Raw genomic sequence first — 11,413 nt, forward strand, 5'->3', positions numbered from 1 at the left:
GACGTCACCGGTTCCCGGAGACGGTGTCGCGCGCCGCGCGCAGGGATTCCTTCAGCGATCCCATGGTGGCGAGCACGGCGGTGGGCTCGTATCCGCAGTGCGCCATGCAGTTGGCGCAGCGCGGGTCCTTGCCCCGGCCGTACTTGTCCCAGTCGGTCTCCTCGATGAGCTGACGGTACGTCGGCACGTAGCCGTCGCTCATCAGGTAGCAGGGCCGCTGCCAGCCGAAGAGCGAGTAGTTCGGGATGGCCCAGGCCGTGCACGGGAAGTCCGCCTTGCCTTCCAGGAAGTCCAGGAAGAGCGGCGAGTGGTTCAGCCGCCAGCGGGCCCGGTTGCCGCCCGCGAACGACTTCTTGAACAGTTCGCGGGTCTGCTCGACGCCCAGGAAGTGCTCCTGGTCGGGTGCCTTCTCGTAGGCGTAGGCGGGCGAGATCATCATCTCGTCGACCTTCAGGTCGTCATTGAGGTAGTTGAGGACCTCGATGACGGTCTGCGGGGTGTCGGTGTTGAAGAAGGTGGAATTCGTGGTGACCCGGAAGCCGCGCCGCTTGGCCTCCTTGATCGCCGCCACCGCCTCGTCGAAGACACCTTCCTTGGCGACCGATTCGTCGTGCCGTTCGCGCAGCCCGTCGATGTGCACGGCGAAGGCGAAGTACGGCGAGGGCGTGAATTTCTCGATCTTCTTCCGGAGCAGCATCGCGTTGGTGCACAGGAAGACGTACTTCTTCCGCGCCACCAGCTGCCGGACGATTTCATCGATCTGCGGATGCATCAGCGGTTCGCCGCCCGCGATGGAAACCATCGGGGCACCCGATTCGAGCACGGCGCCCACGGCCTGGGCCACCGGCATGCGCTGCTTGAGCACGCCGGCCGGATGCTGGATCTTCCCGCAGCCCTCGCACGCGAGATTGCAGGCGTACAACGGCTCCAGTTCCACGATGAGCGGGAATTTCTCCCGCCTACGGAGCTTCTGTTCAATGAGGTACGTCGCAACCTTGATGGACTGACGGAGCGGCATGGCCATCTGGCTCACCTCCTGGGGAGCAGCGAAGATCGGTGCCATTCGTAGAAAGCCGGCAGGACGGCACGGAGAACCCGGAAAGCTGATATTCCACCGCGTATCGTGCCGATGCGGACGAGCTCATGCTCCGGAGCATCCACGATCACCCGTACGGCGGCAACCGGGCGTGGCCCGGACCGCAGAGCGGTGCGCAGAGTGGCGGCGGACTCCATGTCCACCGCGATCGCTCCGGTGGCCCGCAGCTCGGCCCGCTCATGTCCGCGTACGACATGGGCGGAGCCGGTCAGCGGACCGGTGTGGACGGCGCGGCCGGGCACCGCCCTGGCCAGGGCCTCGGCGAGCAGGCCCGGACCGGTACAGGCCGTCGAGTCCCCGTCTTCCCGGGTCTCGTCGGCGACCACCAGGTCCCCGGGGTGCATTCCGGGCACCAGCCCGGCGCAGAACCCGGAGGCGACGACCGCCGTGCCGGGTGCCCGGTCCTGACCGAGCGCCCGTGAGACGGCCGCCTCGGCGGCTTGGGGACCCATGCCCGTACGGAGCACGGTCACCGGGCCGGAAGCGGCTCCGGCCCTGCCCCGGCCGCTGCGCAGGGCGAACTGCTCGATGCCGAGAGCGCAGGCGATCAGCAGCGGAGCCGCGAGGCCGGCCGTCCCCGGCCCGTCGGCCATCAGGCCCCCTTGCGGGTGGCCGTGCGGTCGGCGAACGGTTCGCCGTACACGTACCGCCCGAGTGCGGTGAGCGGGAACACCTGGCGGTAGAGGTGGTAGTTGATGGAGAAGTCCCACGGGAATCCGGTGCCCGTGAAGTACGGCTCGTCCCAGGAGCCGTCGGCCTGCTGCGTCTCGCTGAGCCAGGTCACTCCCCGCTGTACGGCCCTGCTGTCCCGCCGTCCCGCGGCGAGCAGTGCGAGCAGCGCCCAGGCGGTCTGGGAGGCGGTCGAGGCGCCGTGCCCGATCCACTTCTCCTCCCGGTACGAGCGCAGGTCCTCGCCCCAGCCGCCGTCGTCGTTCTGCACGGACTCCAGCCAGCCGACCGCACGGCGGACCGCCGGGTGCGTCACGGGCAGCCCGGCGGCCACCAGCGCGGGGACCACCGACCCTGTGCCGTATACGTAGTTGACGCCCCAGCGGCCGAACCAGGCACCGCTCGCCTCCTGTTCGGCGAGCAGCCACTCGATGCCCCGCCGGGTGACGCGGTGACCGGACCGCCCCTCGACGGCGAGCATCTCCACCACGTGCCCGGTGACATCGGCGGACGGCGGGTCGATGACCTCGCCGAAGTCGCAGAACGGCAACCGGTTGGGGAACGCGCTGGTGTTGTCCGCGTCGAAGGCGCCCCAGGCCCCGTTGCGGGACTGCATACCGATGTTCCAGCGCACTCCGCGCCTGATGGCGGCCTCGATGCGCGCCCGGTCCGGGTGACGGACCCGGCGCAGTGCGAGGACCACCTCGGCGGTGTCGTCGATGTCCGGGTAGTTGTCGTTGTGGAACTCGAAGGCCCAGCCGCCCGGGTTGAGCCGGGGGCGGCGCACGGACCAGTCGCCGGGCCGGACGATCTCCTCGCCGAGCATCCAGTCCGCGGCCTTCACGAGCGCCGGGTGGTCGGGGCTGACCCCGGCGTCGGCGAGCGCGATGGTGGCGAGGCAGGTGTCCCACACCGGGGACTGGCAGGCCTCGATCATGCGGGCGCCGTCCTCGCGCCACACGGCGAACCGGTCGAGCGATTCGAGTCCGGCCCGCATCACGGGGTGGTCCAGGTCGTAGCCGAGCAGATGCAGGGCGATGACGGAGTACACGGCGGGCGGCTGGATGCCGCCCCAGCAGCCGTCGTTCTCCTGGCGTTCGATGATCCAGCGGGCCGCGGCGTTCATCGCGGTCCGGCGCAGCTTGCGCGGTGCGATCCGGTGGTAGACGTGCAGCGCCTTGTCCAGGCGCTGGAAGACGCCGTCCCAGCTCGCGGCCGGTGCGGCGCGCCTGGGCGGGTTCGGATTGCGTGGGTCGGTGTGCAGTTCGTCGAGCGGGAAGGGCGCCGGGCGTACCGGCCGCTTCGCCGAGACGATGGTGAGCGGCACGATGGTCTGGCGGGCCCAGCAGCCGAAGTCGTAGATGTTGAGCGGGGCCCATTTGGGGAAGAACATCAGCTCGGGCGGGAGTTCCGGCAGGTCGTCCCATTTCCACCAGCCGAAGAGGGCGAGCCAGATCCGGGTGAAGACCCGGCCGGCGGCGATTCCGCCCTGTTCCCTGATCCAGGCCGAGGCGCGGGCCATGTGCGGATCGTCCGGCCGGTCTCCGGCCAGCCGCAGGGCCACGTACGCCTCGATAGTGGTGGAGAGTTCGCCGGGGCCGCCGTGGAAGGTGGCCCAGGTGCCGTCGCCCAGCTGTTCGCCGCGGATGAAGCGGCCGGCCGCCTGGACGGTGGCCGGGTCCTGGATTCCGAGGAACTGACGGAGCAGCAGGTCCTCGGCGTCCATGGTGACGTTGGTGGCGAGGTCGCCCTTCCACCAGCCCTGCTCGTCCTGCCTGCCGAGGAGGTGCTCCACCGAGCGTTCCGCGGCCCGCCGCGCGGCGGTGAACACGTCGTCCGCGGCGATGGTTGTGTCGGTCGGTTCACTGGCCGAGGCTGCGCGGGGGTTCACGGCCCCGGTGCTTCCGTCGGTCGTCGCTGTCATGGCTTCCCCTTCGTGCAGTTTGGTCCTCTGCTGTGCTGGGGTCTCCGTCGGCCGGTGCCTGATACGGGCACCGGCCGGCGACTGCGAGTCATATGGAGCAGATAGTGATCATCTCTTTCGTACGACGACGAAGTCCGCGAGCGCCGTGAGCTGCGCCCGCACGGTCTGCGGCATGTCGACGCGGTGCAGCGCCTCAATGGCGACCGCATGCTGCCGACGGGCCTCCTGGGCGGTCCACTCGCGGCCGCCCGCCTCCTCGATGAGTGCCGCACGGGCGGCGAACTCCTCTTCGGAGAAGCTGTCGAAATCGCTGCTCTTGGCGTCGGCCGCGAGCAGTTCGCCCAGGCGCTCCGATGCCGGGCCGCCCGCGGCGAGCGCGGCGACGACCGGCAGGGACTTCTTGCGCTGGCGCAGGTCGCTCCAGGTCTGCTTGCCGGTGGACTCGGGGTCGCCCCAGATGCCGAGCAGATCGTCGACGGCCTGGAAGGCGAGGCCGAGGTGGTATCCGTACGCCTCCAGGGTGTCGGCGGTCCGGTCGTCGGCGCCGCCGAGGACCGCGCCGATGGAGCAGGCGCAGGCGAGCAGGGCACCGGTCTTGTTGCCCTCCATCTCCAGGCACTCCTCGACGGTGACCCGCTCGCGGTGCTCGTAGGAGATGTCCTGGGCCTGCCCGTCGATGAGCTTGCGGCTGGCCGCGGTCAGCCTGCGGGTCGCGCGGCCCGCCTCGACGGTGCCGAGCTCCAGCAGGACCTCGTTGGCGAGGGCGAAGAGCGCGTCGCCGACCAGGATCGCCTGGGCGGGGCCGTGCACCTTCCAGACGGTGTCGCGGTGGCGGCGCTGTTCGTCGCCGTCCATCAGGTCGTCGTGCAGCAGCGAGAAGTTGTGCACGAGTTCGACGGCCACGGCGCCGGGGACGCCGGCCTCGGCGGCGGCGCCGGCGGCCTCCGCGGACAGCAGGGCGAGGGCCGGACGGACGGCCTTGCCCCCGTCGCCGTCGGCGGGCTGTCCCTGGGCGTCGATCCAGCCGAAGTGGTAGGCGGCGACGGTGTCCATGGGCGGTGCGAGCCGGTCAACGGCGGCCCGGAGCACCGGCGTGGAAAGGGCCCGTCCGCGCTCCAGAAGCGCGGTGACGTCCGTGGTGTCTGCCACGGTGTCGAAAGCCGGATTCGCCGGGGTCACTGACTCTCCTCTTGTTCCGGTGGTACTGCTCATGCCGCCTCCTGCAGCGGATGTTCATGGGAGCGGCCGAGCGCCCGGAGCGCGGCGTCCGCCGCGCTGAACCCGCTGCGGACGGCGCCCTCCATCGTCGCGGGCCAGCCGGTGGCCGTCCATGCCCCTGCCAGGCAGAGGCCGGGGACGCGGGTGCGGGCACCCGGCCGCAGCCGACCGACGCCGGGAGCGGGGGCGAAGGTCGCCGTACGCTCCCGGGTGACGAAGAAATCCCTGATGCCTGCCCCGCGGGCAGCCGGCAGGAGCCGCTCCAGCTCGGGCAGGTAGCGGGTGCGCAGCTCGGCGACGGGGAGGTCGATCTCCTCGTCGGCGGCGGACTGGGACACGGCGAGGTACTGCCCGGGGCCGGTGAGGCCCGAGGCGTCCGTGCGGTCGAAGACCCACTGGACCGGGGAGCCGAGCGCGGCGAAGAACGGGCGGCGCAGCACCTTGCGGTCGTAGACGACGTGCACGTTGAGGATCGGCGACGTGCCGATGGCGAGCAGTCGCTCGGGCTCGTCGAGCGCGCCCTCGGGCAGCAGGTCGTAGGTCTCTCGCTGCGGGACGGCGAGGACGACGGTGTCCGCCTCGATTCGTTCGCCGCCGGTGTCCACGATCCAGCAGCCGCCCGCCGTACGGGTGAGGGAGGAGGCCTTCGTGCGCAGTTCGGTACGGACTCCGGCGGCGTCGAGGGCCTTGCGTGCCAGCGTGTCGTGCACCTCGCCGAGGGGCACGCTCGCCCAGCCGATGTCGGCGGCGCCGGGCTCGGAGAGGAGTCCGGTCTTGAAGACCTTCGCGGCCAGGGCCAGCGAGGAGTTCGGCGCCGTGGCGTTGAGCGTGGCGACGCCGACCAGGTCCCACAGGGCCTCGATGGTGCGCGGCGACTGGCCGTGCCGGGCGAGCCAGCTGCCGAAGTCGACGGCGTCGAGCGCGGGGTCGTCGGGGTCCAGGCGGCCGAGCGCCAGCGCGGCGCGGCCGACGCCCGCCCGCTCGGCGAGCGAGAGGTGCGGATAGCCGGCCAGTCCGGCGGCCAGGTGGAAGGGCACCGGCAGCGCGTTGCGGCGCAACCGTCCCAGCCGGGGGCCCGAGGGCCGCCCGACGTCGAGAACGGGCACGTCCAAACGGTTTTGCAGGGGTGCGAGGCGCGCCCCGTCCACGCGGTCGAGGAACCAGCGGTAGGCGGTGCAGCAGCGCAGATAGACATGCTGTCCGTTGTCGACCGTCAGTTCGCCGCGCCGGAAGGAGAAGGCGAGGCCGCCGAGCCGGGGCCGGCCTTCGAGCAGGGTCACGTCAAGCCCGGCGTCGGCGAGACGCAGCGCCGAGGTGATTCCGGCGAGTCCGCCGCCGATCACGACCGCGCGGGAGCGGCGCGGGGCGTCGTCCGTCATGCGTCCTCCTTTCGCCAGGTCACTTCAGTCAGGGACGCGTCGGCACGGCGCAGGGTTGATCGCCGGGCGGATCGAGTTCCCGTGCTGCACATAGTGCGCGAGATGTCCTCACGGCGCATCAGACACGCCCCCTGGCCGTGCGCCGGGAGATGTACCGGGCGTCGAGACCCGACAGACCGCGCACCGCCACGTACGCCTTCTCGTGGCCCGGCAGCGAGACCCGGCCGCGCAGCACCGCCTCGGGGTCGCGCTCGATCCGGTCGAGCAGCCGCCGGTAGATGCCCGCCATGGCCGCGACACAGGCTCCGCTGCGCCGGTCCAGCATGGGCAGCAGCCGGTATCCCTCGGCGAACAGGGTGCGGGCGCGCCGTACCTCGAAGTGGACGAGGCCCGCGAAGTCGGCGCCGGGCGGTGGTGTGGCCCGGTGGAAGCCGGCCGAGCAGCCGAACTTGGCGAGGTCGTCGGCGGGCAGGTACGTACGCCCGTTGCCCGCGTCCTCGCGGACGTCGCGCAGGATGTTGGTCAGCTGGAGCGCGAGGCCGAGCGTGTCGGCGTACTCCGCGGCCCGGTCGGCCCCCGGCGCGCCGGGCTCGGTGCCGAAGACGCCCAGGCTGAGACGGCCGATGGCACCCGCGACACAGCGGCAGTAGACCTTGAGGTCGTCCCAGGTCTCGTACGTCGCACCGCGCACGTCCATCAGCACGCCGTCGATGAGTTCGTCGAGCCCGCCGAGCGGGAGCGGGAATCTGCGCGCGGCGTCGGCGAGCGCGACGGCCACCGGGTCGGTGTCGTCCTCGTCGACCGCTCCGTCCCGGATCCGGTCCAGGACGGTGCGGGTGCTCTCCAGGCGGGTCCGTTTGGTGTCCGCGTCCAGCTCGCCGTCACCGATGTCGTCGACACGACGGGAGAAGGCGTACAGCGCCGACATGGCCTGTCGCTTCTCGGCCGGCAGCAGTCTGATGCCGTACGCGAAGTTACGCGCCTGCTGTCCGGTGACCGCCTCGCAGTAACTGTATGCGGCCTGTACCGGTGCCGACATGTACGTCGTCTGTCCCTCCACGGTCCGGCTCACCCCTCTCTACGCGCTTTTCGCAAGACAACTCCCACCTCGCGCAGCAGGCTGGGCTTGGTGGGCTTGGGCGGTCCGGGCAGTACGTCGAACCCGGCGGCCGCGATCGCGGTGAGGGCGGCGCGCCCCCCTCCCACGAATCCGGCGAGAAGCAGCTTGAGCCTGCCGTGGACGCTACCCACCAGAGGGGTGCCTTCATTCAGCAGTTCCCGAGCGCGTTCCGCTTCGTACGCAACCAGTGAACGCACCGATGCGCCCCCCGAGGGGGCGGCGAGATCGGCCTCGGCGACATGGAACCGGGCCATGTCGTCGGCGGGGAGATAGATCCGGTCGCGGCCGAGGTCCTCGGTGACGTCCTGGAGGTGCTCGACGATCTGCAGGGCGGTGCAGACGGCGTCGGAGCGGCGGATGCGTTCGGGGCTGGCGGTTCCGGTGATCTGCAGGACCAGCCGGCCCACGGGGTTGGCGGAGAGCTCGCAGTAGGCCAGGAGCTCCTCGTACGTCCCGTAACGGCGGACCTTCTGGTCCTGCCGGTTGGCCTCGATGAGGCCGAGGAAGGGTTCCGGGGTGAGCGCGCAGCGCCGCGCGGTGGGGCGCAGGGCGCGCAGCAGGGGGTGGCGGGGGCCGTCGCCCGAGGTGTCGAAGACCCGGTGCAGATCGGCCTCGAAGGCGTCGAGCATGGCGAGCCGGTCGTCGGTCTGCGCGGGATCGAGGCCGAGGTGACGGGCGTCCGCACCGCCGGGGGCGAGATCCCCGTCGCCGATGTCGTCGACGAGGCGGGCGTAGCCGTAGACGGCCATCAGGTCGTCGCGCCAGGCGCGGGGCAGGAAGAAGGGGGCCACGGGGAAGTTCTCGTCCGCGGCCTTGTCGAGAGTGCTGGGCACGACGTCATCGGGGTGCGTCTGCCGGGTACGCGTCACCACGGACCGCCCGGTGCTGGGACGGCGTGAGCACCTCGGAGCTGGAGATTTTCCGTCATTGCCGTCACATCTCCCGTTCTACACTGCTGACCCAAAACATCCCATTCCGGACACGCCGCCCGCTCTGCCGAGTGCGGAGCGCTGCCTACGGGCCGTGCACCAGGCACTATCGCCCCACTTGCCTCGAATCAGCACCGGTACAGCTTACGTTGTACAACGCTCATCCATACGGCGGGGTGTTGGGCGCGTTGCAGGAACGCTTTCCGCCCAGCCAACCTTCCCCGTACACAAGGGAATTGACGTCATCCGACGGGACGAGATCCTGCGCGGGACATACCGCCGGGCGTGGGGTGCGACGGCGGTGGTCCACGATCCGGACACCGCGGCGGCCCTTGCCGGAGTACCGGCAAAGGCCGCCTGGACGTCGTGGGACCAGGAGAGGCGCTACTTCCCGGTCTCGCGCTCGTACGCCTTGAGCACCTCGTCCGTCGGGCCGTCCATCAGCAGCTCGCCCTTCTCCAGCCACAGCACCCGGTCACAGGTGTCCCTGATGGACTTGTTGCTGTGGCTGACCAGGAAGACGGTGCCGGCCTCCTTGCGGAGCTCCCTGATGCGCTTCTCGGAGCGGATCTGGAACTTGCGGTCACCGGTCGCCAGCGCCTCGTCGATCATGAGGACGTCGTGGTTCTTCGCGGCGGCGATGGAGAAGCGCAGGCGCGCGGCCATTCCGGAGGAGTACGTGCGCATCGGCAGGGTGATGAAGTCGCCCTTCTCGTTGATACCGGAGAAGTCGACGATCCCCTGGTAGCGCTCGTGGATCTCCTCGCGGGACATGCCCATCGCGAGGCCGCCGAGCACCACGTTGCGCTCGCCGGTCAGATCGCTCATCAGCGCCGCGTTCACCCCGAGCAGCGAGGGCTGCCCGTCGGTGTAGACCTTGCCGTGCTCGGTCGGCAGCAGACCGGCGATGGCCCGCAGCAGCGTCGACTTGCCGGAACCGTTGGTCCCGATGAGGCCGATCGCCTCGCCTCGGTAGGCGGTGAAGGAGACACCGCGGACGGCGTGCACCTTGCGCACACCGCGCGATTCGCCCTTGCCGCGGCGCAGGATCCGGCTCAGCGCCGCGGTGGCGCTGCCCTTGCCGCCGCCGGCGCCGTTGACGCGGTACACGATGTGCACATCGTCGGCGATGACGGTGGGGACGCGCCCCGGAGTCTTGTCGTCAGCCACGGCCGTACCGTTCCTCTGCCTTCCAGAAGTACACGAAGCCCACGAGGCCTACGAGGACCGCCCAGGCGAGCGCCACGATCCAGACGTGTGCCGGCAGGTTCCCCGCGCCGTACCCGTCGATCAGCGCGAAGCGGATCAGGTCCATGTAGATGGCCGCCGGGTTGTACTGCAGCACGTTGGCGATCCAGTCCGGCTTGCTCTTGAGCATCACCGGGATCGAGAACATGACGCCCGACGCGTACATCCAGGTCCGCATGACGAACGGCATCAGCTGGGCGAGGTCGGGGGTCTTGCTGCCGAGCCTGGCCATGATCAGCGCCAGGCCGGTGTTGAAGACGAACTGCATGACCAGCGCCGGAAGGATCAGCAGCCACGAGAGGCTCGGGTAGCTGCCGAAGGCGATGGCCACGGCCGCGAGCACGATCATCGAGAACAGCAGCTGCTGGAGCTGCTGGAGCGAGAACGAGATGGGCAGCGAGGCGCGCGGGAAGTGCAGTGCCCGGACCAGCCCCAGATTGCCGGAGATGGCCCGTACGCCAGCCATCACCGAACTCTGGGTGAAGGTGAAGACGAAGACGCCGGTCACCAGGAACGGGATGAAGACCTCCTGGGTCATTCCCTTCCGGGTGCCCAGGATCAGCCCGAAGATCAAGTAGTAGACCAGGGCGTTGAGCAGCGGCGTGGCCACCTGCCACAGCTGGCCGAGCTTCGCCTGGCTGTACTGGGCGGTCAGCTTCGCCCTGGAGAACGCCATGATGAAGTGGCGCCGGCCCCAGAGCTGCCGGATGTATTCGAAGAGCCCTGGCCGGGCGCCGCTCACCGTCAGGCCGTACTTGGCGGCCATCTCGGCCGAGCTCAGGCCGTCGTCGGCGGATGGGGGGGTGCTCAATGCGACCGCACCATCATGGGTTGTGTCACTCACCAGATGAAACTCTCGTATTCAAGATGCGCAGCCAGTCGCGGGCGCGGTTCGGAGCGGACAGGTCCCGTGGAGAAAACGTACGTCCCATGCTCTCAGAGGTGAGCCTCTCAGATCACGGGAGGTCGGCCGAGTCGGGTCAGCCGCCACACCGTGCGCCACTTCATCGGACGGCGCGTTCCGCACGGCGTGGACCAGCCTTCCCGGAAGCCGCCGAGCCATGCCTTCAGCGCCGGGCCCGAGGGCTTGCGGAGCAGGGTCAGCAGCAGCCACACCCCGAGATAGACGGGCACCAGGGGCGCGGGCAGATTGCGCCGGGCCAGCCAGACCCGGTTGCGGGCCACCATCCGGTGGTACACCGCGTGCCGCGAGGGGGCGGTCGTCGGGTGGTTGAGCACCATGTCCGCGCGATAGTCGATCATCCAGCCGGCGTCCAGTGCCCGCCAGGCGAGATCGGTCTCCTCGTGCGCGTAGAAGAACTGGCCGGGCAGCGGACCGACCTCGGCGATGACCTTGGTACGTACGGCGTTGGCACCGCCGAGGAAGGTCGTCACGCGGGAGGAGCGCATCGGGTCGGAGGCACGCAGCCGCGGTACGTGGCGGCGCTGCGTGACACCGGTGTCCGGGTCGGCGATGCGGAAGCTGATGATGCCCAGCTCGGGATCGGCCTCGAAGGCCTGCCGGCAGAGCTCGGCGGTGTCGGTGAGCGGCAGCAGTCCGTCGTCGTCGAGGAAGAGCAGGGCGTCCACGTCGGCGCCGGACGGGCCGAAGGCCTCGATCCCGACGTTGCGGCCGCCGGGGATGCCCAGGTTCTCGGGCAGCTCGACGGACCGTACCCCCGCGGGAACGTCCGGTACCGGGGCGCCGTTGCCGACGACCACCACCTCGATCCGGTCGCCGTCCTGCACGGCGACCGAATCGAGGAGGGCGCGGAGCTCTTCGGGGCGGTTGCCCATCGTGATGACGACCGCGCCGAGTTTCATGGGCGT

Annotated in this window: 10 protein-coding genes; all 10 read right to left on the reverse strand. The window is 70.3% G+C overall.

The window, feature by feature from the left end; all coding sequences use genetic code 11:
* Window positions 1-4 precede the first annotated feature (4 nt).
* Complete coding sequence (gene hpnH, locus OG520_RS05510; protein ID WP_385338947.1) at window positions 5-1,024, reverse strand: adenosyl-hopene transferase HpnH; 1,020 nt, start codon at window positions 1,022-1,024, stop codon at window positions 5-7.
* Window positions 1,025-1,029: 5 nt separating this feature from the next.
* Complete coding sequence (locus OG520_RS05515) at window positions 1,030-1,689, reverse strand: 1-hydroxy-2-methyl-2-butenyl 4-diphosphate reductase (protein WP_399329659.1); 660 nt, start codon at window positions 1,687-1,689, stop codon at window positions 1,030-1,032.
* Window positions 1,689-3,689, reverse strand: a complete 2,001-nt coding sequence (shc, locus tag OG520_RS05520; RefSeq protein ID WP_399329660.1) for a squalene--hopene cyclase — start codon at window positions 3,687-3,689, stop codon at window positions 1,689-1,691. The genes OG520_RS05515 and shc overlap by 1 nt, the downstream gene beginning before the upstream one ends.
* Window positions 3,690-3,797: 108 nt before the next feature.
* On the reverse strand, window positions 3,798-4,901 hold the full coding sequence (locus OG520_RS05525) for a polyprenyl synthetase family protein (RefSeq protein WP_329817261.1): 1,104 nt from the start codon (window positions 4,899-4,901) through the stop codon (window positions 3,798-3,800).
* Entirely contained in the window at window positions 4,898-6,286 is a 1,389-nt protein-coding gene (hpnE, locus tag OG520_RS05530; RefSeq protein ID WP_399329661.1) for a hydroxysqualene dehydroxylase HpnE, read from the reverse strand. The genes OG520_RS05525 and hpnE overlap by 4 nt, the downstream gene beginning before the upstream one ends.
* Window positions 6,287-6,404: 118 nt before the next feature.
* Window positions 6,405-7,325 carry a presqualene diphosphate synthase HpnD gene (gene hpnD, locus OG520_RS05535; RefSeq protein WP_399329662.1) on the reverse strand — a complete coding sequence of 307 codons (921 nt, stop codon included), beginning with the start codon at window positions 7,323-7,325 and terminating at the stop codon, window positions 6,405-6,407.
* Window positions 7,326-7,354: 29 nt separating this feature from the next.
* Window positions 7,355-8,275, reverse strand: a complete 921-nt coding sequence (gene hpnC / locus OG520_RS05540) for a squalene synthase HpnC (protein WP_406016424.1) — start codon at window positions 8,273-8,275, stop codon at window positions 7,355-7,357.
* Window positions 8,276-8,719: 444 nt separating this feature from the next.
* The gene (locus tag OG520_RS05545) at window positions 8,720-9,505 is read right to left on the reverse strand and encodes an ABC transporter ATP-binding protein (RefSeq protein ID WP_266429761.1); all 786 of its coding nucleotides are present in this window, start codon (window positions 9,503-9,505) and stop codon (window positions 8,720-8,722) included.
* A complete protein-coding gene (locus OG520_RS05550) occupies window positions 9,498-10,427 on the reverse strand; it encodes an ABC transporter permease (RefSeq protein WP_266429758.1) in 930 nt (309 codons plus the stop codon). Before OG520_RS05550 ends, OG520_RS05545 begins: the two co-directional genes overlap by 8 nt.
* Window positions 10,428-10,534: 107 nt before the next feature.
* Window positions 10,535-11,407, reverse strand: coding sequence for a glycosyltransferase family 2 protein (locus OG520_RS05555; RefSeq protein ID WP_399329854.1), 873 nt, complete (start codon window positions 11,405-11,407; stop codon window positions 10,535-10,537).
* Window positions 11,408-11,413: the final 6 nt, after the last annotated feature.

The organism is Streptomyces sp. NBC_00984 (genome assembly GCF_045162475.1).
In the GTDB taxonomy this organism is placed as follows: Bacteria; Actinomycetota; Actinomycetes; order Streptomycetales; family Streptomycetaceae; genus Streptomyces.